Source organism: Streptomyces sp. Alt3, from assembly GCF_030719215.1.
Lineage (GTDB): Bacteria > Actinomycetota > Actinomycetes > Streptomycetales > Streptomycetaceae > Streptomyces > Streptomyces glycanivorans.
On the sequence record NZ_CP120983.1, the window covers coordinates 7697974 to 7720706 of the forward strand.

Here is a 22733-nt window from a genome sequence, read left to right on the forward strand (position 1 = left end):
GTGGCGAAGGTGCCCCGCCGGGGGAGCGGGGGCGCCTTTGCTGTCGGGCCACTCCTGGGCAGAGGCCCTTGAGTGGTGGAGGGTCCGCTTCGCCCGAGGTGTCCGGCCGGGGTGTGGGGCTGTCGGTGATGCTCCCGGCCCGCGCCTGAGCCGGCAAGGGTCTCTGCCGAGCGAGCGGCACCCTGCGCATGCCTTCAATTAAAATACCGGTATAGTAATCACGGTATAGTTATTGGTTGCATGAGAAGGGCACCACGTGATCGAGATCCTCAACCCCACCATGCTGGCGCGGGCGAAAACCACTGGCGCCCTGGTCGGTGACATCCTGCGGACGCTGAGGACCCGGAGTGTGGTCGGTACGAACCTCCTGGACATCGACCGCTGGGCCGAGAAGATGATCCTCGACGCGGGAGCGTCCTCCTGCTACGTGGACTACGCGCCGTCATTCGGGCGTGGTCCGTTCGGCCACTACATCTGCACGGCCGTCAACGACGCCGTGCTCCACGGACTGCCGCACGACTACACGCTCGCCGACGGCGATCTGCTGACTCTCGACCTCGCCGTCTCCAAAGGCGGCGTCGCCGCCGACGCCGCCATCAGCTTCGTCGTGGGCAACGCAGGGCCCCCGGAGGACGTCGCGATGATCGACGCGACCGAACGCGCGCTGGCCGCGGGAATCGCAGTCGCTGGGCCCGGGGCCCGAATCGGCGACATCTCCCATGCCATCGGCACGGTTCTCGGCGAGGCGGGGTACCCGATCAACACCGAGTTCGGAGGTCATGGCATCGGGTCGACGATGCACCAGGACCCGCACGTCGCGAACACCGGACGTCCTGGCCGCGGATACAAACTGCGTCCTGGACTGCTGCTGGCGCTGGAGCCGTGGGTCATGGCGGACACCGCTCAACTCGTCACCGACGCCGACGGGTGGACGCTCCGGAGTGCGACAGGCTGCCGGACGGCCCACAGCGAGCACACGATCGCCATCACCGACGACGGAGCCGAGATCCTCACGTTGTCGAAGTGAGCGCGGCCGTGAGGCGCGCCTTCTCACCGTGCACGGCTGTGTACTCTGCCGCGAGCCAGGGGCCCAGGTCGTCGATGAGCATCCTGAGCGCCGCCCGATCGGGAGAGGGCGCACGACCGACAGCTGAGGCGACACGCATCTGCTCGGCGCGCTCGGGGTAGTAGCCGCCGAAGAGTTCGGTGGACTTGCCGAGGTCACTGGTCCAGCCGCCCCACCGGGGCATGATCAGGGTGAATCCTGTGCGGACCGTGCGCCGGCCGACGACACGGCTGAGGATCCGGCGATCAGCGTCCGTGGTGACTCCGGCCGCTCCGGCGCGCCAGCGCGGCAGTACACGGGTGAGGTCACCGTTGGTCTCCCGTGCGAGCAGGCTCGTGGGACGGTAACGGGGCAACTGTGCGGCGAGGTCCGGGCCCAGCAACGGTGTGCAGAGGCAAGCGATGAAGAATCCGCCGTCGTGCCGTTCGGCGTGGCTGAGCAGGCGCCGTGCGCTGGTCAGGAGGATTCCGACGCCGTCGATCTGCGGGAACACACGGTCCAGTTCGGCCTCGACCGCCTCGGCGTCGGCGCGATCGGCTTCGGTGGGTTCGTCGTGGAGGGCGAGCTGGAGGTCGAGGTCGGAGACTCCAGGGGTGGCGGTGCCACGGGGGATGCTGCCGTACAGGTAGGCGCTGTGCAGGCGCGTACTGCCGAACGTCGCGGTGACATGGTGGCGGGCCGCATCGACAACGGGGTCGAATGCTGCCGGCACCCGCTCCAGCGCGCCTTCGCGTGCGATCGTTCCGTCGCGGTCCAGGCCTCGTTCATCCATGGGGTCACTGTGCCTCGTGCCGCTGCGTACTGCCGAGCTGATTTCCTGGGCATCCGGTCAGGACGGTGACGACCTGTCGCGGTGAGTTCAACGGCAGCCACCACGGCAGGTGCTGCGGTGCGGCCGACACGCGAAAGCCCGTGGCGGGTGTGGGATCCGGCGAGCCTGCGCTATAGTCGATCTTGAGGGCACGGATCGTTTCGGCGGTGCGGTTGCCTGTGCGTTGGTCGTCCAAGGAAAGACGCCCCGCTTCCTGCGGGGAAATGCAGGTGCAAGGCCTGCCCAGCGCTCCATCACAAGCCTCGTTCCATGCTTGTTGCCATCGGCGCGACCGGTGCGATTCGTCGAGCACCGTGACCGTCGATCTTGGCGGTTGAGGTACCTCCGGCCCAGTGCGGCGCTAGCGTCGAGTCCTATGATCGTATGGCTCAACGGTACCCACGGCGCAGGCAAGACCACCACCAGCGCACTCGTGCAGCGACTGATTCCGGATTCCCGGGTGTTCGACGCCGAAAAGGTTGGCGAGACACTCATGGACATCAAGCCGGGGCTGCCCTGGACGGGCAACTTCCAGGACTGGGCACCCTGGCGGCCGCTGGTGGTCGAGACCGCCCGCCACGTGCTCGAATACACCGGTGGCACTCTGGTGATGCCCATGACCGTCCTGGTCGAGGAGTACTGGCGCGAGATCAGCTCGGGCCTTGCCCGGCACTCGATCCCGGTACGGCACTTCGTCCTCCACGCCGATCAGGACACTCTCCGTGGGCGCATCGAGGGGGACACGGTTCTCGGTCCCTCCACCTTCCGTCTCACCTACCTCGAGCCCTATGCCGAGGCGGCTCGCACATGGCTGCACAGCGAGGCCGAGGTCGTCGACACCACCCACCTCACGCCCGCGCAGGCTGCCGAGCGGATCGCGGGGGCCGTCAAGACCTGAGATCCGCCCGCGGGGCTCGCCACCAGGTGACGCAGGGGCCGAACCCGACCGTGGTCAGGCGGCGGCGCCGACGTACTCGACAGCGTCCCGACGGCCGTCCCGGGCAGTCACCCCGGGACGGCCCGAGCGCCGTCGGCACACTCCAGGGGCGGACTACGGCTTCCGGCCGACCGCCACGTAGCCGGCGCTGATGATGTCGTCCTGCCCCGCCACCGGCTCGCCGAGCTCGGGATGCCATGCCTCGGCCGCCACGATGCCGGGTTCCGCGATGTCGAGTCCGTCGAAGAACCGGGCGAACTGGTCGCGGGTGCGGGGTGCCAGGGTGAGGGTGTTCGCCTTGTACATCTCGTCCACCTTGCGAGCCGCCGCCGGGTGGAAGTCCGCGGTGAGATGGGAGATCACCACGTGACTGCCCGGCGCGAGCACCTCGGTCAGCCGGTCCACCAGCTCGTAGGCACCGTCCTCGTCGCTCACGAAGTGCAGCAGCGAGATCAACGAGAGCGCGACGGGCTGAGCGAAGTCCAGCGTCTTGCCCGCGTGCTGGAGGATGGCGTCCACGTTGCGGGCGTCCGCCTGTACGTAGTCGATGGCACCCTCCTCGGTGCCCTTCAGCAGGGCCTCCGCGTGTGCCAGGACGATGGGGTCGTTGTCGCAGTACACGACCCGCGTCGTGGGAGCAGCCTGCTGGGCCACCTGGTGGAGGTTCGGTTCGGTGGGGATTCCCGTGCCGATGTCGAGGAACTGCCGGATCCCCTGGCCGGTCAGCCATCGGGTGGCTCGGTGCATGAAGGCGCGGTTCACCTTGGCCATGACCGGGACCCCGGGCTCCACGGCGAGCATCTGCCGGCCCATGGCCTCGTCGACCGGATAGTTGTCCTTGCCGCCGAGGAACCAGTCGTACATCCGGGCGGGATGGGGTCTGCTGGTGTCGATGCGCAGGTCGGAGGCATCGTTCTCCGGTCGGGACATGGCGAACTCCTGGGTGTGCGACAGCGGTTGATCGGCTTGCCAACAGAATAGGGAACGCGGGTGGCGGAGGCGGCGGGTGGTGGTCGACTCCGCCGACCAGGTGGGGGACTTCGCCCGCGGATGTCACCTACGTGCCGGGTTGTGGCGCGCCGGGATCTCGCGATACCGGTCCGCGGGGGCGACAGGCAGGGCCACCGCCCCCACGGACCGTCCGCTCGTCCGGTGGTCAGCCGGTGGTGCAGGTGACGGTGGGCCAGGTCCAGTTGCCGTTGGCCTGGATGGTGGTGCCCCAGGTGTTGCCACCGTTGCCGTTGGGTTTGGCGGTGAGCGTCTGTGCGTTGGGGTAGGCGGCGGTGGTGTTCCAGGTGGAGAGGACCTTGGCGGGGGTGGGGATGTTCATGGTGACGGTCCAGTTGGCTGAGCCTGCGACGGTGACGTCGAGGTTGTAGCGGTCGCTCCACTTCTGGCCGGCGGTCACCGTGGCGGTGCAGCCGTTGCCCCCACCGCCGTTGCCACCCCCGTCGGGAGCCACGGCGCGGCCGGTCCGCGGGGAGATCATGCCGGCGCACAGCCCTCGGCTCGCCAGGCCCTGCGCGATGCGCGGGACGGCTGCGAGCGTGTTGGCCGGCCAGTCGTGCATGAGGATGATCTGACCGTCGGTGAGCCGGGCGTTGGCCTGCACGATCGCGTCCGTGCTCGCGTTGTTCCAGTCCTGCGAGTCGACGTCCCAGATGATCTGCGTCAGGCCGTACTTGGCCGCGGCAGCCTGCACCGTCGCGTTGGACTCACCGTACGGTGGCCGGAACAGGGTCGGCGTGCCTCCGCCGCCGGCGGCGATGGCCTGCTGGGTGCGGGAGATCTCCGACTCGACCTGTGCCTGGGTCTGCTGGGTCAGATGCGGGTGGGTGTAGCTGTGGTTGGCGACCCACATGCCGGCGTCGACCTGTGCCCGGACCTGGGCCGGGTTGGAGGCGGCGTACTGGCCCTGGTTGAACATAGTGGCCCGCAGTCCGTTCTGCTTCAGCACGTTGAGCAGTGCGGGGGTGCTGCTCGACGGGCCGTCGTCGAAGGTCAGCCCGACGTATCCGGTGCAGGCGGCGGCCGTCGCGGCGTGGGAGGGCGCGGTGTCGACGGCGACCGCGGCGGTCGCGGCCGTCGCGGTGACGGCCAGTGCCGTGACCACGTGCCGTAAGGAGAGGCGTGTTCGCATGCGCATGGGGGTGAGTCCTTGTCGTCCCGGGCCGATGGGGTGGGGAGATCTGGGCGTGCGTGGTGACGTGTGCCCTGGGTGCGAGGCGGTGACGGGTGCTCCGGGCGTGCGGCGGCGACGGGTGCTCTGTCGCCGCCGCACCGGCGAGATGTGCCGCAGCCTGCCCAGTGCTCGTCCGGTGGTCAGCCGGTGGTGCAGGTGACGGTGGGCCAGGTCCAGTTGCCGTTGGCCTGGATGGTGGTGCCCCAGGTGTTGCCGTTGCCGTTGGGTTTGGCGGTGAGCGTCTGTGCGTTGGGGTAGGCGGCGGTGGTGTTCCAGGTGGAGAGGACCTTGGCGGGGGTGGGGATGTTCATGGTGACGGTCCAGTTGGCTGAGCCTGCGACGGTGACGTCGAGGTTGTAGCGGTCGCTCCACTTCTGGCCGGCGGTCACCGTGGCGGTGCAGCCTCCGCCTCCGCCTCCACCACCGCCGGACGTGCCGCCCACGGTGATGTCGGAGCTTCCACTGCTCCGGTAGCCCTCGGTGGCCATGATCATGTAGTTGAAGGTGCCCAGGTTCATTCCCTGCCGGGCCCATGCGTCGAAGTGGTTGCCGGTGGTGATGGTCCCACCGGTCCTCTTCGACTGGCGGACGCTCCAGAACTGCTTGAACGTGCGCGTGCCCTCGATGGACGGTGCGTCGACCCGGGTCGTCTCGTAGATGTCGTACGTACCACCGTCGCTGGTGACGGTGCCCTTGAACGTTCCCGTCGGGCGGTAGGTGCCCCAGTTGTCGACGATGTAGTACTCGACCAGCGGGTTCGTCGACCACCCGTAGAGGGTCAGGTACGCGTTGCCGGAGGGGTTGAAGGTGCCCGAGTACGTGACGCTCCTGCGCCCGCCGGTGCTCCAGCCCTTGCCTGCGACGAAGTTGCCGGTGTTGCTCCACGAAGTGCTGTAGGCGCCACCGGACTTCAGGTTCATCGAGACGGTGCCGGGGCTGTCCGTCCAGAAGGAGTAGTAGTAGCCGTTGTCGGTGCCGGTGCGGTTGGAGTTGACGACGGTGTCGGCTGTGGCCGTGCCGGGCAGGGCCAGCACGGCCACAGCGGCCATCGCCATGGCCAGGAAATTGCGGACGGACCGTCCGAACCGGCCGTGTGTGCGGCTCGTCGGTCGTGCGGGTGCGTCGTTCATGTGCGTGTTCTCCTCCTCGTCCTCATCAGGCCGGGTGGGGGATCCGGGCAGCGCGGGACGCCCTGCGTGACAGGTGGTGCGTGAACCGGTGAAGACGACCGTGCGTCGGTGTCGCTCTCCCGGCCGGACGTGGCCGGTCGTCGTGCTCGGCGACCGGTCGGGGTGCCGGGTCGGGGTGGACCCGGATCGACATTGACCGAGGTCTGTCGACGGCCAACAGTGTTGAACCGACCCCGTTGGGTGTCAATGGTTTCGGCAGGAAGTACGAAACGGTCGCTTCTTGATGAGGGTGCAGGATCGCGTCATAGTCGCTGTTCGCGACCGTTGTGCTCAGGTTATGAGAATCGCGAACGCGCTTTTCGGTGAGGGTTGGTTCAGCTTCTCCGCTCATTCTCTTCGAAAGTTTCGAAACTTTTTCGGAGGGTGTGGCGCGGTCGGTCGGAGAGGCGCCGACCGCCACGACGGCGGCGGGCTGCGGCGGTTCCGCAGGGAACCGCCGCAGCCCGCCCGGCGCGGATGGCGCCGCGTCAGCCGCCGCTCACCTCCTTGAGCGCGATGTTGAGCTCAAGGACGTTGACCCGGGGCTCGCCCATGAAGCCGAGGGTGCGTCCCTCGGTGTGCTCGGCCACGAGTCTCGCGACCTGCGGGACGGGGAGGCCGTTCCGCTCGGCGACCCGGTGGATCTGGAGCTTCGCGTACTCCGGGGAGATGTCCGGGTCGAGACCCGAGCCGGAGGAAGTCACCGCGTCGGCCGGCACGTCCTCGGCCAGCACCCGGTGCGCCGGGGTGGAGTTGTCGGCCACGACTGCTGCCTTCGCCTCCGTCACCCATGTGACCAGGTCGGCGTTGTCAGCCGCGCGGTTGGTGGCGCCGGAGAGGATCAGTGAGTACCCGGTGTTGACGCTGTTGCCGCCCAGGCCGTTCGAGGGGCGGGGCTGGAACCACCTGAGGTCCGGCTTCGCCGTCTCGTCCGGGTCGTCGGGGTCCCGCTTCGGCAGGTCGTACCTCTGCCCGATCAGGGACGACCCGACGGTGTGCCCGTTTCCGTCACCGACCTCGGAGCCGTTGGCGCCGCCGCTGAAGAACGCCTGGGCGACACCCGTGACCGCGAGCGGGTAGAGGACTCCGCAGACGACACTCAGGACGAGCAGGGCACGCAGCCCCGCCCCGAGCAGCCGGGCGGTGTTCTTGAGAGAGGTGTTCATGGCTGATCAGCCGTTTCTGGTTCAGGAGAGCCCGGGAATGAGGGAGATGAGAAGATCGATGGCCTTGATCCCGATGAACGGGGCGACCAGGCCGCCGAGTCCGTAGATCCCGAGATTCCGGCGGAGCATCGTGTCCGCGCTGGTCGGCCGGTACCGGACCCCCTTGAGGGCGAGCGGCACCAGAGCGACGATGATCAGGGCGTTGAAGACGACGGCGGACAGGATCGCGGATTCCGGCGACGCGAGACCCATCACGTTCAGCTTGTCCAGGCCCGGGTACACCACGGCGAACATGGCCGGGATGATCGCGAAGTACTTCGCGACGTCGTTGGCGATGGAGAAGGTGGTCAGGGCTCCCCGGGTGATGAGCAGCTGCTTGCCGATCTCGACGATCTCGATGAGCTTGGTCGGGTCGGAGTCCAGGTCCACCATGTTCCCGGCCTCCTTGGCGGCCGAGGTGCCGGTGTTCATCGCCACGCCGACGTCCGCCTGCGCGAGCGCGGGGGCGTCGTTGGTGCCGTCGCCCGTCATCGCGACGAGCTTGCCGCCCGCCTGCTCCCGCTTGATGAGGGCCATCTTGTCCTCGGGGGTGGCCTCGGCCAGGAAGTCGTCGACGCCCGCCTCCTCGGCGATCGCCTTGGCGGTCAGGGGGTTGTCGCCCGTGATCATGACGGTCCTGATGCCCATGCGGCGCAGTTCGTCGAACCGCTCCCGCATGCCGCCCTTGACGACGTCCTTGAGGTGGATCACGCCCAGGACCCGGGCACCCTCCGCGTCCTCCACGGCGACCAGGAGTGGTGTGCCGCCTGCCTCCGAGATCCGGTCGGCGAGGAGGCCGGCCTCGTCGCCGACTCGGCCGCCCCGCTCCCGCACCCAGGCGACGACCGAACCGGCCGCGCCCTTGCGGGCCTTGAGGCCGTCCACGTCCACACCCGACATGCGGGTCTGAGCCGTGAAGGCGACCCAGGTGGCCCGGGCGAGCTCGCCCCGGTGGCGTTCACGAAGGCCGTACCGCTCCTTCGCGAGCACCATGACCGAGCGGCCCTCCGGGGTCTCGTCGGCCAGCGACGACAACTGCGCCGCGTCCGCCAGTTCCTCCTCCGTCACACCCTCCACCGGCACGAACACCGCGGCCTGCCGGTTCCCCAGCGTGATCGTGCCGGTCTTGTCGAGCAGCAGCGTCGAGACGTCACCCGCCGCCTCCACCGCGCGTCCCGACATGGCGAGGACGTTGCGCTGGACGAGCCGGTCCATGCCCGCGATCCCGATCGCGGAGAGGAGGGCGCCGATGGTCGTCGGGATCAGGCACACCAGCAGCGCGGTGAGCACGATCAGGGACTGCCTGGCACCGGCGTGGACCGCGAACGGCTGGAGCGTCACGACGGCGAGGAGGAACACGATGGTCAGCGAGGCGAGAAGGATGTTGAGCGCGATCTCGTTGGGGGTCTTCTGCCTGGCGGCGCCCTCGACCAGGGCGATCATCCGGTCGATGAAGGTCTTGCCCGGTTCGGTGGTGATCCTGACGACGATCCGGTCGGAGAGCACCTTCGTGCCGCCCGTCACCGCACTGCGGTCGCCGCCGGACTCCCTTATCACCGGGGCGGATTCGCCGGTGATGGCCGATTCGTCGACGGACGCGACGCCCTCGACGACGTCACCGTCGCCGGGGATGACGTCGCCCGCCTCGCAGACGACCAGGTCACCGACGCGCAGTTCCGTGCCGGCCACCTCTCTCTCGTCGCGGCCCTCCAGACGGCGGGCGACGGTGTCCGTCTTCGCCTTGCGCAGGGTGTCGGCCTGGGCCTTGCCGCGGCCCTCTGCGACCGCCTCGGCGAGATTGGCGAACACGGTGGTCAGCCACAGCCAGGCCGTGATGGCCCAGCCGAACCAGTCACCGGGGTCCTGGAGGGCCAGCAGGGTGGTGACCACCGAGCCGACCAGCACCACGAACATGACCGGGGACTTGACCATCACGCGCGGATCGAGCTTCCGCACCGCGTCCGGGAAGGACCTGAGCAACTGCTTCGGGTCGAAGAGGCCCCCGCCGACGCGGCCGGAGGTGGCGGTCCCGGCGCCGGACAGGTCCTCGTGCGGGGCACGGGTGGGGGTTGGGGTGCTCATGAGGCGAGCCCTTCGGCGAGCGGACCCAGTGCCAGGGCCGGGAAGTAGGTCAGACCGGTGATGATGAGGATCGTGCCGGCCAGCAGGCCGGCGAAGAGGGGCTTGTCGGTCCGCAGGGTGCCCGCCGTGTCGGGGACGGGCCGTTGCTCCGCGAGCGAGCCGGCCAGTGCCAGGACGAACACGATCGGCAGGAACCGGCCGAGCAGCATCGCGATGCCGATGGTGGTGTTGAACCACTGGGTGTCGGCGTTGAGCCCGGCGAAGGCGGAGCCGTTGTTGTTCGCCCCGGAGGTGTAGGCGTAGAGGATCTCGGAGAAACCGTGCGCACCGCTGTTGGTCATGGAATCGGCCGGGGTCGGCAGTGCCAGCGCCACCGCGGTGAAGCAGAGGACCAGTGCCGGGGTGACCAGGATGTAGCACGCGGCGAGCTTGATCTGGCGGGTGCCGATCTTCCTGCCGAGGTACTCGGGTGTGCGGCCGACCATGAGACCGGCGATGAACACCGCGATGACCGCCATGATCAGCATGCCGTAGAGGCCGGAACCGACACCGCCGGGCGCGATCTCGCCCAGCTGCATGCCCAGCATGGTGATGCCACCGCCGAAGCCCGTGTACGAGGAGTGGAAGGAGTTGACCGCACCGGTCGACGTGAGGGTGGTGGCCACGGCGAAGATCGAGGACCCGCCTATGCCGAAGCGGGTCTCCTTGCCCTCCATCGCCCCGCCGGCCAGTTCCAGGGCCGGGCCGTGGTGGGCGAACTCGGTCCACATCATCAGAGCGGTGAAACCGATCCAGATGGTGGCCATCGTGGCGAGGAGCGCGTAGCCCTGGCGGAGGTTCCCGGTCATGCGGCCGAAGGTGCGGGTCAGGGCGAACGGGATCAGGAGTATCAGGAAGATCTCGAAGAGGTTGGAGAAGGGGGTCGGATTCTCGAAGGGATGGGCGGAGTTGGCGTTGAAGTAGCCCCCGCCGTTCGTCCCCAGTTCCTTGATGACCTCCTGCGAGGCGACCGCTCCGCCGTTCCACTGCTGGGCGCCACCCGTGAACTGCCCTACCTCGTGGATGCCGGAGAAGTTCTGGATCACACCGCACGCCACCAGCACGACCGCGCCGACCACGGAGATCGGCAGCAGGATGCGCACGGTGCCGCGCACCAGATCCGCCCAGAAATTGCCGAGTTCCCCGGTGCGGGAGCGTGAGAACCCGCGTACGAGGGCCACCGCCACGGCCATGCCGACCGCGGCCGAGACGAAGTTCTGCACCGCCAGGCCGCCCGTCTGGACGACGTGTCCCATGGCCTGTTCGCCGTAGTACGACTGCCAGTTGGTGTTCGCGACGAAGGATGCCGCGGTGTTGAACGCCTGGTCCGGATCGATCGACACGAAGCCGAGCGAACCCGGAAGGATTCCCTGGAGGCGCTGGAGGGCGTAGAGGAAAAGGACACTCACTCCGGAGAACGCGAGTACGGCGCGCAGATAGGCGGGCCAGCGCATCGATGCCGAGGGATTGGCTCCGATGGCGCGGTAAATCCATTTCTCCGGCCTGTAATGCTTTTCCGAGGAGTAGACCCGGGCCATGTGTTCGCCGAGCGGGCGGTACGCCAGGGCGAGCGCGGATATCAGTGCGAGCAATTGGAGCGCACCAGCTGTTACGGGGCTCATGTCTAGCTTCAGAACCTCTCCGGGTACACAAGCGCGAGGACGAGGTAGACCAGGAGGGAGACGGCCACGACCAGGCCGGATATGTTCTCGGCGGTCACAGCTTCGTCACCCCCCTCGCGATGAGAGCCACCAGTGCGAATACCGCGACCGTGGTGGCGACGAAGGCCAGGTCGGCCATCGTGAGCTCCTGTGTGAAGTGAATGGAGTGGAATCGGCCGGGGCGGCCGAACAGAAGTGAACCGCAGGTCCGGCCGTGCGATGCGCGCCGTTGACGGGCTCCATACGGGTGCGTCGATTTTCTTGACGCGGTTCGTACGCCAGGCTGCGGAAAAGGGGTGGGACGGTGCCGTCCCTTCCCCTTTCCGCCTGGTGCGGCAGGCCGCTTCTGCGGAGAGGGACGGCTGATTCAGGGCTTTCGGTCCTGCCCTCCTCCCCGACGTCCCGGCTGCGGAAGTCGGCGAGGGCTTCCCGGCGCACCGGCGGCCGGGACGATCCGCTGCCGCCCGCCACGAGCGGGGGGCCGGCCAGGTTGTGTCCGGACGCCATGGAGAGGTTGGCGGCCGCCCCCGGCCGGCCGGACCCCCGACCCGGCTCCTGACGGCGACGGGCCGTGTCCATACAGGTCCCTCACGTCCCTGGCGGAGGACGTGAAACTTAGGTGGATCAATAATTTGCCTAATGCTCCTAGGTAAATGCATAATCGACTCTGTCGAAAGGGGTGGTCATGGCAAGGGCAGGTCTCACGGCGGAACGCCTGACGCGGGCAGGGGCGGAGCTGGCCGACGAGGTCGGCTTCGACAAGGTGACCGTCGCGGCGCTGGCCCGGCAGTTCGGCGTCAAGGACGCGAGCCTCTACTCGCATCTGAAGAACTCCCAGGACCTCAGGACGAGGATCGCGTTGCTGGCCCTGGAGGAGATGGCCGACCGTGTCGCGTCGGCCCTGGCCGGGCGGGCGGGCAAGGACGCGCTGGAGGCGTTCGCCAACGCCTACCGCGACTACGCCAGGGAACACCCGGGGCGTTACGCGGCGGCCCAGCTCAGGCTGGACGCGGACGCGGCCGCCGCCGGCGCGGGCCCCAGACACGCGCAGATGACACGGGCGATCCTGCGGGGCTACGACTTGACGGAGCCGGACCGGACACACGCGGTCCGCCTGCTGGGCAGCGTCTTCCACGGCTACATCAGCCTCGAGTCCGGCGGAAGCTTCGACCACAGTTCCCCCGGCACGCAGGAGACCTGGGCCCGGGTCCTGGACGCCCTCGACGCCCTGCTGCGGAACTGGCCCGCTCCCTGACCCGGGGCGCGGCCCCTCACCATCGAATCCGATACGTTCACCCGGACAGGCGGCTGACCATGAGCACCCGACCCCAGCTGACAAGTACCCCCATAACCGAGGAGCTTCTGCGTGGTGCGCTCGAACTGGAGCGCACCGCACACGGGCTGCTGCCGCACCGGCTGCCGGCCCGTGCCCGCGCCCAGAACACCGACGGCCAGTTGGCCATGGCGGAGGCCCAGCCCTCCGGCGTACGGATCGTCCTGCGCACCCGCGCCACCCTCGTGGAGCTGGACACCCTGCCCACCAAGCGGGTGTACGTGGGAGCACCGCCCAGGCCGGACGGGGTCTACGACCTGCTGGTGGACGGCCGCCTCGCGGGCCGGACCGGCGTGAGCGGGGGCAACACCCTCATGATCGACATGGCCGCCGGAACCGCCGAATCCCGACCGGGCCCGGTGGGCACCGTCCGCTTCAGCGGTCTGTCCGCCGAGGTGAAGGACGTCGAGATCTGGCTGCCGCACAACGAGACCACCGAGCTGGTCGCCCTGCGCACCGACGCTCCGGTGGAGCCGGTCACCGCCCCGGACCGTGCGGTGTGGCTGCACCACGGCAGTTCGATCAGTCACGGCTCCGACGCCGCCGGCCCCACCGCCACCTGGCCCGCGCTCGCCGCCGCGCTCGGCGGGGTGGAGCTGGTCAACCTGGGCTTCGCGGGCAGTGCCCTGCTCGACCCGTTCACCGCCCGCACCCTGCGCGACGCGCCCGCCGACCTGATCAGCGTCAAGGCAGGCATCAACCTGGTCAACACCGACGTGATGCGCCTACGCGCCTTCACCCCGGCCGTCCACGGCTTCCTCGACACCGTTCGCGAGGGCCACCCGACCACACCGCTGCTGGTCGTCTCGCCCATCCTGTGTCCCATCCACGAGACCACGCCCGGCCCCAGTGCTCCGGACCACCGCGCCCTGAGCGAGGGAAGGCTGAGCTTCAGCGCCGCGGGGGACCCTGCCGAGACCGCTGCCGGAAAGCTCACCCTGAGCACCATCCGGGACGAACTCGCCCGCATCGTCGCGCAGAGGGCCGCGGACGACCCGAACCTGCACTACCTCGACGGCCGCGAGCTCTACGGCGAGGCGGACTCCGTCGAGCTGCCGCTCCCCGACGCCCTGCACCCCGACGCGGCCACACACCGCCGCATGGGCGAGCGGTTCGCGCGGCTGGCCTTTCGCCCGGGCGGCCCGCTCGCCGTCGCCGATGACCGAGCCGATCGGCTGTGAGTGGGAGGGGGCTCGGTTGAGAGGCTGGACGTACAAGGGCATTCTTGAGCCAAGGTCGCATATGTGTCCAGGGTGACCTGCTAAGGCGGGGAGGACCGGTGATGGGCCCATGAGCAGGGACGGGACGGGCCGAGCGGGCCCGCCTCCGGACAGCGGCGAGCCCACGCCGGTGACTGCGGGTGACCGGCCGCTCGTCTCCGTGCCCTCGGACGAGGAACGCTCCAGGATTCTCGACCAGCTGCCGGTGCCGGTGGCCTACTTCGGCCGGGACATGGTCCTCGCCCTGGCCAACCGGGCGGCGGGGGAGTCGGTGGACAGACCCGTGGCGTCGCTGCTGGGGCTGCTGCCAGGTGAGATCGAGCCCGGACTGTACCTGGAGGGCGGGAAGGGGCTCGTCGAAGCCATCGAACGGGTGCTGAGGACGGGCCAGGCGGAGCCGTACGAGACGCAGCTCACGATGAAGGGGAGCGAGCACATCTGGCAGGCGGCCATGTCGCCCGTACGTGATGCCGCCGGTGAGGTCCAGGGGGTGTCCGTCGTGATACTCGACACCACCGAGCAGGTCCGGGCACGCCGTCGTCTGGCCTTGCTGAACAAGGCCGGCATGCGGATCGGCAGCACCCTCGACGTGGGCCGTACCGCCGAGGAACTGGCCGAGCTCGCCGTCGAGGACTTCGCGGACTTCGTCACCGTCGACCTGTTGTCCGAGGTGGTGGCGGGCGACGAGGCGCGTTCGGTGCTGCACCGCGACTCGATCAATTTCCACCGGGCCGCCCAGTGCTCCGTCCTCGAAGGGTGCCCCGAGTCGGTCGTCGCGGTCGGTGACACCCACGCCTACGAGCCCGACTCCGTGGTGGGCCGCACACTGATCAAGGGGGAGCCTACGCGCATGGTTCTCGACGACGCGGCGCTGCGCCGCTGGACCACGATCGAACCCGCACGGTCGCAGAGCATGCGTGACCACAGGATCCATTCGGTGATGGTGGTCCCGCTCAAGGCGCGCGGCATCATCCTCGGCACCACACTGTTCTGCCGGCACCGCACACCGGGGGCGTTCAGTGCGGCGGATCTGCAGCTCGCGGCCGAGCTCGTGTCACGCGCAGCCGTCTGCGTGGACAACGCCCGGCGCTACACACGCGAGAGGGCCACGGCACTCGCACTGCAACGCAGCCTGCTGCCGCGCAGGGCCGCCCGCCAGCGGGCCGTCGAGGTCACCGCACGCTACCTCCCGAACGCCGACGGCGCGGGGATCGGCGGGGACTGGTTCGACGTCATCCCGCTGTCCGGCGCGCGGGTCGCGCTGGTGGTCGGTGACGTCGTCGGCCACGGCCTGCACGCCGCGGCCACCATGGGCCGGCTCCGCACCGCCGTACGGACGCTCGCCGATGTCGACCTGGCACCCGACGAGTTGCTCACCCAGCTGGACGACCTGGCGCTCGCCCTCGACCGCGAACAGCCCGCGGACGGACCCGAGGGCGGCCAGGTCGCGGGCGCGACCTGCCTGTACGCCGTGTACGACCCGGCCACCGGACACTGCACGATGGCGCGGGCCGGCCACCCCGAGCCGGTAGTCACCCGTCCCGGCGGCTCCGCCGAACTGCTGCGGCTTCCTCCCGGGCCACCCCTCGGAGTGGGCGGACTCCCCTTCGAGTCGGCCGAGTTCGAGCTTCCCGAGAACAGTCGGATCGCCCTGTACACGGACGGCCTGATCGAGACGGCCGGCAGGGACACCGCCCAGGCGCTCGCCGAGCTGCGCGATCTGCTCGGCCGTCCCGCCCGATCCATCGAAGAGGCTTGTGACACCGTCATGGAGTCACTGGTCACCGAGCACCCGAACGACGACGTCGCGTTGCTGCTGGCCCGTACCCGGCGTCTCGACGCCGACCACTACGCCTCGTGGGACCTTCCCTCCGACCCGGCCGTCGTCTCGGACGCCCGTAGGCGTGCTGCCGCCCAACTCGCGGCCTGGGGCCTGGACGACGCGGTGTTCACCACTGAACTCGTCGTCAGCGAGCTGGTCACCAACGCCATCCGCTACGGCGGCGATCCCATCCGGCTCCGCCTCATCCGGGACACCGCGCTCATCTGCGAGGTGTTCGACGGCAGCAGCACCGCCCCGCATCTGCGCCGCGCCCGGATGCTCGACGAAGGCGGACGCGGTCTCCTGCTCGTGGCGAGCCTCACCGAGCGCTGGGGCACCCGCTACACCGGTACGGGCAAGACCATCTGGGCCGAACAGCCGCTTCCGGTCGTCGAGGAGCCGGACCCGGCCTGAGTCCGGCGTCGAGCGGGAGGGTTCAAGGGGAAGGGCCGGTCGGCCGAAGACTCAGACATGTCGCACACTCACACTCGCCGCACCGTCCTGGCGACCGGGGCCCTGCTGGGCGCCGGCACGCTGCTCGGCGCCGCCGCCCCCGCCGGAGCCGAGGGGAAGGTCCTCGCCGAACGGCGTCGGGACGAACGGCTGGTCGAGCTCACCATCGACTCCCCCGCTCTCGGTGGCCGGAGCACCGTCGCCCTGCTGACCCCGCGCGGCTGGGACCGGCGAAAGCCCGGTGACCGGTGGCCGACCCTCTATCTCCTGGCCGGAGGTGACGGGGACCACACGACGTGGACGAACCTCTTCAAGGTGCAGGAGCTCCCCGAACTGCGCGACGTACTGGTGGTGATGCCGGGCATGCCGCTCTTCGGGTTCTGGACCGACTGGTGGAACCACGGCGAGGAGGGCACGCCACGGGTGCGCACGTACTTCCTGCGTGAGGTGATGCCCCTGGTGGAGCGGGACTACGGGGCGGGGCCGAACCGAGCCGTCGCGGGGGAGTCCCAGGGAGGATTCGGAGCTCTGGGCATGGCGGCCCGGGTGCCTGGACTGTTCGGTGCCGTAGCCGCGTTCGGGGCACCGGTACACCCGGTGCGGCACCCGGAGATGTGGCTCTCCGGGGCGGAGTACGTCGGTGTGGACGGCTACGCCGTCTTCGGTGACCCGTGGACCCGGTGGCAGACCTGGCTCGACTGGGATCCGTACCACCACGCCGCGGGGCTGCGTCGCACGCCGGTCCACCTGGCCTCGGGCGACGGTAGGCCCGGCCCGCTCGACGGGGACGAGCCCGACCCCCACATCCCCGGCACCGAGAAGTGGGTGGCGCTCGCCGACGAAGGTGTCGTGTCCGTCACCGAGGCCGTCTGCGGGGAGGAGACGCGGATGCTCGCGGACCGGCTCAGGTCTCTCGGCGCACCCGTCACCACCCACTTCTATCCGGGCGGACACAGCGGTACGTACGGGTACAGGGAGTTGCGACGCGCGCTGCCTGTGCTGACGGCCGCCCTGCGCAGGTGACAGGCCGGCCGTGGGGCAGGCGGCTACCCGCGTGGGGGAGCCGCCTGCCGGAGCGGTCAGGCCGCCGGGGCCGGGTAGGTCGGGTACTCGACTCCCGAGACGTGCTGCACCACCCGGATGACCTGCGAGGAGTAGCCGAACTCGTTGTCGTACCAGAGGTAGAGGATCGCGTTGTCGCCCTCGACCTTGGTGGCGCCCGCGTCGACGATCGACGCGTGACGGGAGCCGATGAAGTCGCTCGACACCGCGTCGGGCGCGGTGATGAAGTCGATCTGGCGCCTGAGGGGCGAGGTCAGCGACACGTTGCGGAGGTATTCCAGGACCTCCTCCCGGCTGGTGCCTCGTGCCAGCTGCAGGTTCAGGATCGCGATCGAGACGTCCGGAACGGGGACGCGGATCGAGCTGCCCGTGATCTTCGCGTCGAGGTCGGGCAGCGCCTTGGTGACGGCGGACGCGGCACCCGTCTCGGTGATGACCATGTTGAGCGGCGCCGACCGGCCGCGACGGTCGGAGTTGTGGTAATTGTCCAGCAGGTTCTGGTCGTTGGTGAACGAGTGGACGGTCTCCACGTGGCCGCGCAGCACGCCGTACTCGTCCGCCATCGCCTTGAGCGGCGGGACGATCGCATTGGTGGTGCACGAGGCGCAGGAGATGATCTGCTCGTCCGGCTTGATCATGTCCTGGTTGACGCCGTGCACGATGTTGGGGACGTCGCCCTTGCCCGGGGCGGTCAGGACGACCTTCGAGATGCCGGGGCGGAGGTGCCTGGACAGGCCCTCGCGGTCGCGCCAGCGCCCCGTGTTGTCGATGAGGATGGCGTTCTTGATCCCGTGCGCCGTGTAGTCCACGGTCGTCGGGTCGTCTGAGTAGATCACCTGGATCTCGTTGCCGTTGGCGATGATCCTGCTGTTCGCCTCGTCGACGGTGATGGTGCCCTGGAACTGGCCGTGGATGGAGTCGCGGCGCAGCAGGGAGGCACGCTTCACGATGTCCTGCCCGGCGCCCTGGCGCACCACGATGGCGCGCAGGCGCAGGCCGTTGCCGGAGCCGGTCTTCTCGATGAGCAGTCGGGCCAGGAGGCGGCCGATGCGGCCGAAGCCGTAGAGGACCACGTCTCGCGCCTCGCGGCGCTCCGTCTTGTTCTCGCCCGTCGCGCCGGCCACGGCCTCGGCGGTGAAGTCGTCCACCGACAGGCCGCGGTCGTCGCTCCGGTACGCCGCGGCGAGGATGCCGAGATCGATCTGAGAGGGGCCGAGGTCGAGCGCGGTGAGCGCGTGCAGGAACGGCAGCGTCTCGGTGACCGAGAGCTCCGCGCCGGCTATCTGCCGTGCGAACCGGTGGGTCTTGAGGATGCTGACCACCGACTTGTTCACCAGCGAGCGGCTGTGGAGCAGGATCGTGACGTCCCGCTCCCGGTGCAGTTTTCCGATGACCGGGATCATCGACTCCGCGATCTCCTCGCGGGTCTTCCAATTGGTGAACGAGTCCTCGGTGGCAGTCACAAGTCCATCTTTCGAGCTAGGCGGTGCTCATATGTTAACCGCACCCGACTTTTGATCAAGTGATCGGTGTCCTTGGCGGTTTCGACCAGGTCGAATTGTCACTTTGTGGATAGAAAGTCGCCTGATTGTGCCCTGAGGAGGAGGCAGAGGAGGGGGTGTACGAGCTGGCACCGGCGATGCTCGGCGGCGTCTCCCTCGCATCGGAGCACGGTCCCGCGCCACGCGACTTCGTCCGCGTGCGAAGCCGGGGAGGGGGCACGGCTCGGTGCCGGCACCGGTGTCGACGGGCCCGGCGAACGCCTGAGGGGCGGAAGGGTCCGGAAGGCGGACGGCCCCGGAGGTCCCGTGCGGGCCGCCTACCGCCCGGCGACACCCCGATCCTCGTCGGCGTCGAGGATCGAGATCTCCAGCTTGCGGAGCAGCCTCGCCAGCTGCCGGCGCTCGGAGGGGGACAGGCCTCCGAGCATCCGGTTCTCGTTGTCCAGGTGCTCGGCGAAGGCCGTGTCCACCGTCGCGAGGCCCTTCTCGGTCAGGCGGGAGTAGACGACCCGGCGGTCCTGGGTGTCCCGTTCGCGGACGATGAGGCCGTCCTTCTCCAGGCGGTCGATCCGCAGTGTCACCCCCGCCGACGACACCAGCCCGGAGTCGGCGAGCTGTCCGGCCGTGAGCCGGTAGGGCGCGCCGGACCTGCGCAGCGCGGTCAGGACGTCGAAGCCGGCCACGGACAGGCCGTGCCGCTCGATGGATTCGGTGAGTCCGGTGCTGTAGCGGAGGAAGGAGCGGTGGAGGCGGGCGAGGACCTCGAGCGGGCTCGTGTCCAGTTCCGGACGTTCACGTGCCCAGTCCTCGACCACCTTCGCCACGGCGTCCTGGTCCCCGCGCCTCGATGCTGCCATCTCATCCCCTTGTACGGCTTCGGCCGGCGTCCCCCCGGCTTCTCACGGCACTGAGAATCTTACCGCTGAGGCGATGGGGTGGTCGGCTGTGGGACCGCCGCCCTCACCGGGACAGGGCCCGCGACAGCGCTGCGAGGCGGCCGGTGGGCTGCCGCACCAGCAGGCCCCCGGCCCCGTACGGGTTTGGTCAGGCGTTGAGTTCCTCCAGCGTCCGGCCCTTGGTCTCCACGGCGAACCAGGCGATCACGGCTCCCACCGCGCCCACCACCGCGAGCTGCGCGAAGACCAGGGCCAGCCCGCCGCCCGCCCCGATGACGGCGCCCACGGCCACCGGGCCCAGGATGACCCCGCACCGGTTCCACAGGCCGCCGAACGCCGCACCCCTGGCCCGGTTGGACGTGGGGTAGAGCTCGGGGGAGTAGAGGTAGAGGCCCGCGTTGATGGCGTACAGGAAGAAGGTCGTACAGGAGGCGAACAGGGCGACCTGGCCGCCCGATGTCGCACCCGCGAGAGCCAGGACGGCGAGCGAGAGCACGGTGCCGACGAACGCGCCGATCAGGGCAGGCCTGCGGCCGATCCGGTCGATCAGCATGGCCACGACGAAGGTGCCCAGCAGGCCGGTGACATTGCTCAGCAGGGTGTAGACGAGCGCTGTGGTCAGATCCAGGCCGAACTCCTTCGTGTAGAGCGAAGGCAGCCAGGTGGAGATGCCGTGGTTCACGTAGTACGCCACGAACCACAGCCCCGACAGGACGGCCGTGCGCCGCAGGTAGCGCCCCCGGAACAGGTCCCCCAGGGAGCCCTTGGGTTCGTTCGGCGCATCGGCGGACGGTGCCGGGGCGGGTAGCTCCTCGGACGTCGCGCGGGCGACCTCCGCCTCGATGCGGGCGATGGCGGCCTCGGCCTCGGCCGTACGCCCACGGGACAGCAGCCAGCGTGGGGACTCCTGGACGTGACGCGGCAGCATCGCGCCGATCACCACCGGCAGGGCCCCCACGAGGAACATCGCGCGCCAGCCGAAGGCGGGGACCACCCAGACCGCGAGCAGCGTGGCGGCCGCCAGCCCGGCCGGGAAGATCATCTCGTACAGCAGGACGAAGCGACCGCGCTTGTCGGACCGTGCGATCTCGTTGATGTACGTGGCCGCCACCGGAACGACCCCGCCGATCCCGAGTCCCTGGAGGAACCGGAAGAGCGAGAAGGTCTCGATGCTGCCGGACAGGGCGACCGCGAGGCTGGCGAGGCCGGTGACGACGACACCCAGTGCGACGGTGCGCACCCGCCCGATCCGGTCCCCCAGCCAGCCGGCGGCGAGAGCGCCGAGCAGCATGCCGACGGAGGCGGAGGTGACGGCGAAGGTGGCCTGCCCGGTGGACAGGTGCCATTCCTTCATCAGTACGGGCAGCGCGGATGCGGCAAGTAGCTGGTCGAACGCCTCGAAGAAGGTGACGGCGCCGATCAGGAACCGGACCTTGACGTGCCAGCGGGAGTGCGGCAGTCGTTCGAGTCTCGCGGCGATGGAGCCGAGAGCGGGCTTGCCGGCCACAGTCGTCATGGAGGGTGTCCTTCCGCGGGCAGATGAGTTGCGGAGACAGTAGGGGGCCATACCTAAGCGGTCAATAGTTAAGAGCTTAGGAAGCTTGTCCCGCGTGAACCGAACGCCATCATCGGTGCCACGGAAGCAGTGCTCAAGGACTTCCGAGCAACGATTTCCCCTGGGGTCTTGTGTCTAGATGCTTAAGCACTTAGATTTCTAGCACTTCGGCAGTCCGGTGGCGGTAGCCCAACGAGCCTGTCCGCACCCGGAGTCCACCCCTTTCACGCCCCGCCCGGAGGTCCACCCGTGCTGCAGTTCCCCACCGAAATCCTGATCGCGGGCCAGTGGCGGCGTGGCGCGGGAGAGCCCGTCGACACGATCGATCCCGCGAACGGCCGTGTCCTCGCCACCGTCCACTCGGCAACGCCCGGCGAGGTCGCCGAGGCGGCCGAGGCCGCCGCGCAGGCCGTGGCCGACCCGGCCTGGCGGGACCTGCCCGCTCACGAGCGGGCCCGGCTGCTGCACCGGATCGGTGAGCTCACCGAGCAGGCGGCCGACGAGCTCTCCGCCCTCCAGACCGCCGACACCGGCAAGACCCTCACCGAGACCAGGGCGCTCGCGCTCAGCGCCGCGGGCACCTTCCGCTACATGGCGGCCGTCCTGGAGACGGCCGAGGACGCGGTGACCCCGTCCCGCGGCCCGTACGTCACCGTGAGCACGCACGAGCCGATCGGTGTCGTCGGCGCGATCAACCCGTGGAACTCCCCGGTCGCCAGCGACGCGCAGAAGATCGCACCCGCGCTCGCCGCGGGGAACGCGGTGATCCTCAAGCCCGCCGCCTGGACCCCGCTGGTGTCCCTGGCACTCGGGCGACTGATCTCCCGGGCGCTGGACGAGTTCCGGCTGCCTGCCGCCCTGCTCTCCGTACTCCCCGGCAGCGGGCGGGTCGTGGGTGACGCCATCGTGCGCCACCCGCTCGTCGGCCGCATCGGCTTCACCGGAGGCACCTCGACAGGGCGCTCCATCGCCGGGATCGCCGCCCGGAAGCTGATACCCGCCTCACTGGAGCTGGGCGGCAAGTCGCCGACGATCGTGCGTGCCGACGCGGACATCGAACAGGCCCTCTCCGGAGTGCTGTTCGGGATCTTCTCGTCCAGCGGCCAGTCCTGCATCGCGGGCTCACGGCTCTTCGTGGCCCGCGAGATCTACGACTCCTTCCTCGGCGAACTCGTCGAGCGGGTACGCGAGCTGCGGGTCGGCCCCGGCACCGACCCGGCCACCCAGGTCGGCCCTCTGGTGCACCACCGCCACCGGGACTCCGTCGCCGCCTACGTCGACCTCGCCAGGGCCGAAGGTGCGCGGGTGCTCTGCGGCGGATCGGCGCCCGAGGGCGAACCGTACGAGGACGGGGCGTACTACCTGCCCACCGTTCTCGACGGGCTCCCGAACACCTCGCGCACCTGCCAGGAGGAGATCTTCGGCCCGGTCCTGGTCGCCCTGCCCTACGACGACGAGGACGATCTGGTCCGCCAGGCCAACGACTCCGTCTACGGCCTGGCCTGCGGGATCTGGACCCGCGACCTGCGAGCCGCCGGCGCCCTGGCGCGCCGGATCGAGGCCGGAACCGTCTGGATCAACACCTACAAGCAGTTCAGCGCCTCCACCCCGTTCAGCGGGTGGAAGGACAGCGGCCTCGGCACGGAGAAGGGCCGCGACGCGATCCGCGCCTACCAGCGCCAGAAGTCCCTGTACTGGGGCGTCTCGGACCACCCGCTCCCGTGGGCCAACTGACCCG

Annotated in this window: 18 protein-coding genes; 7 read left to right on the top strand and 11 right to left on the bottom strand. The window is 69.4% G+C overall.

The window, feature by feature from the left end; all coding sequences use genetic code 11:
* Nucleotides 1–256 precede the first annotated feature (256 nt).
* Nucleotides 257–1027: a type I methionyl aminopeptidase gene (gene map / locus P8A20_RS34090; RefSeq protein ID WP_147961300.1), complete on the top strand. Its 771-nt coding sequence runs from the start codon at nt 257–259 to the stop codon at nt 1025–1027.
* Here map and P8A20_RS34095 read toward each other — a convergent pair.
* A complete protein-coding gene (locus P8A20_RS34095) occupies nt 1011–1838 on the bottom strand; it encodes a nucleotidyltransferase domain-containing protein (protein ID WP_306104894.1) in 828 nt (275 codons plus the stop codon). The two genes, map and P8A20_RS34095, sit on opposite strands and share 17 nt — an antisense overlap.
* 415 nt (nt 1839–2253) lie before the next feature.
* Here P8A20_RS34095 and P8A20_RS34100 point away from each other — a divergent pair, with 415 nt between their 5' ends.
* Complete coding sequence (locus P8A20_RS34100) at nt 2254–2775, top strand: P-loop nucleotide/nucleoside kinase family protein (RefSeq protein ID WP_306104895.1); 522 nt, start codon at nt 2254–2256, stop codon at nt 2773–2775.
* Nucleotides 2776–2928: 153 nt separating this feature from the next.
* Here the strand turns inward: P8A20_RS34100 and P8A20_RS34105 are convergent, their stop codons facing one another.
* The 7 genes from P8A20_RS34105 to kdpF form a co-directional block, all read right to left on the bottom strand.
* On the bottom strand, nt 2929–3744 hold the full coding sequence (locus P8A20_RS34105) for an SAM-dependent methyltransferase (protein WP_147961296.1): 816 nt from the start codon (nt 3742–3744) through the stop codon (nt 2929–2931).
* A 226-nt stretch (nt 3745–3970) separates the two neighbouring features.
* Complete coding sequence (locus P8A20_RS34110) at nt 3971–4960, bottom strand: polysaccharide deacetylase family protein (RefSeq protein ID WP_306104896.1); 990 nt, start codon at nt 4958–4960, stop codon at nt 3971–3973.
* Nucleotides 4961–5136: 176 nt separating this feature from the next.
* Entirely contained in the window at nt 5137–6051 is a 915-nt protein-coding gene (gene xynA / locus P8A20_RS34115; protein WP_371934445.1) for an endo-1,4-beta-xylanase XynA, read from the bottom strand.
* A 602-nt stretch (nt 6052–6653) separates the two neighbouring features.
* Complete coding sequence (locus tag P8A20_RS34120; RefSeq protein WP_147961293.1) at nt 6654–7331, bottom strand: potassium-transporting ATPase subunit C; 678 nt, start codon at nt 7329–7331, stop codon at nt 6654–6656.
* 21 nt (nt 7332–7352) lie between these two features.
* A complete protein-coding gene (kdpB, locus tag P8A20_RS34125; RefSeq protein WP_147961292.1) occupies nt 7353–9452 on the bottom strand; it encodes a potassium-transporting ATPase subunit KdpB in 2100 nt (699 codons plus the stop codon).
* Nucleotides 9449–11113 carry a potassium-transporting ATPase subunit KdpA gene (gene kdpA / locus P8A20_RS34130; protein ID WP_306104898.1) on the bottom strand — a complete coding sequence of 555 codons (1665 nt, stop codon included), beginning with the start codon at nt 11111–11113 and terminating at the stop codon, nt 9449–9451. The genes kdpB and kdpA overlap by 4 nt, the downstream gene beginning before the upstream one ends.
* A gap of 8 nt (nt 11114–11121) precedes the next feature.
* Nucleotides 11122–11211: a K(+)-transporting ATPase subunit F gene (gene kdpF, locus P8A20_RS34135; RefSeq protein WP_147961290.1), complete on the bottom strand. Its 90-nt coding sequence runs from the start codon at nt 11209–11211 to the stop codon at nt 11122–11124.
* A 626-nt stretch (nt 11212–11837) separates the two neighbouring features.
* Between kdpF and P8A20_RS34145 the strand changes: the two genes are divergently transcribed.
* The 4 genes from P8A20_RS34145 (at nt 11838) to P8A20_RS34160 (ending at nt 17003) form a co-directional block, all read left to right on the top strand.
* Complete coding sequence (locus tag P8A20_RS34145) at nt 11838–12407, top strand: TetR/AcrR family transcriptional regulator (protein WP_147961289.1); 570 nt, start codon at nt 11838–11840, stop codon at nt 12405–12407.
* A gap of 59 nt (nt 12408–12466) precedes the next feature.
* The gene (locus P8A20_RS34150; protein ID WP_147961288.1) at nt 12467–13666 is read left to right on the top strand and encodes a GDSL-type esterase/lipase family protein; all 1200 of its coding nucleotides are present in this window, start codon (nt 12467–12469) and stop codon (nt 13664–13666) included.
* 109 nt (nt 13667–13775) lie between these two features.
* Nucleotides 13776–15941, top strand: a complete 2166-nt coding sequence (locus P8A20_RS34155) for a SpoIIE family protein phosphatase (protein ID WP_147961287.1) — start codon at nt 13776–13778, stop codon at nt 15939–15941.
* Between the two features lie 57 nt (nt 15942–15998).
* Nucleotides 15999–17003 carry an alpha/beta hydrolase gene (locus P8A20_RS34160; protein WP_147961286.1) on the top strand — a complete coding sequence of 335 codons (1005 nt, stop codon included), beginning with the start codon at nt 15999–16001 and terminating at the stop codon, nt 17001–17003.
* A 56-nt stretch (nt 17004–17059) separates the two neighbouring features.
* On the opposite strand, the gene P8A20_RS34165 is transcribed toward P8A20_RS34160, so the two are convergent.
* The 3 genes from P8A20_RS34165 to P8A20_RS34175 form a co-directional block, all read right to left on the bottom strand.
* Nucleotides 17060–18505: a glyceraldehyde-3-phosphate dehydrogenase gene (locus tag P8A20_RS34165; protein WP_147961285.1), complete on the bottom strand. Its 1446-nt coding sequence runs from the start codon at nt 18503–18505 to the stop codon at nt 17060–17062.
* Between the two features lie 356 nt (nt 18506–18861).
* Nucleotides 18862–19401, bottom strand: coding sequence for a MarR family winged helix-turn-helix transcriptional regulator (locus tag P8A20_RS34170; protein ID WP_147961284.1), 540 nt, complete (start codon nt 19399–19401; stop codon nt 18862–18864).
* 187 nt (nt 19402–19588) lie between these two features.
* Nucleotides 19589–20956, bottom strand: a complete 1368-nt coding sequence (locus P8A20_RS34175; protein ID WP_147961283.1) for an MFS transporter — start codon at nt 20954–20956, stop codon at nt 19589–19591.
* 288 nt (nt 20957–21244) lie between these two features.
* Here P8A20_RS34175 and P8A20_RS34180 point away from each other — a divergent pair, with 288 nt between their 5' ends.
* Entirely contained in the window at nt 21245–22729 is a 1485-nt protein-coding gene (locus P8A20_RS34180; protein WP_147961282.1) for an aldehyde dehydrogenase, read from the top strand.
* Nucleotides 22730–22733 lie beyond the last annotated feature (4 nt).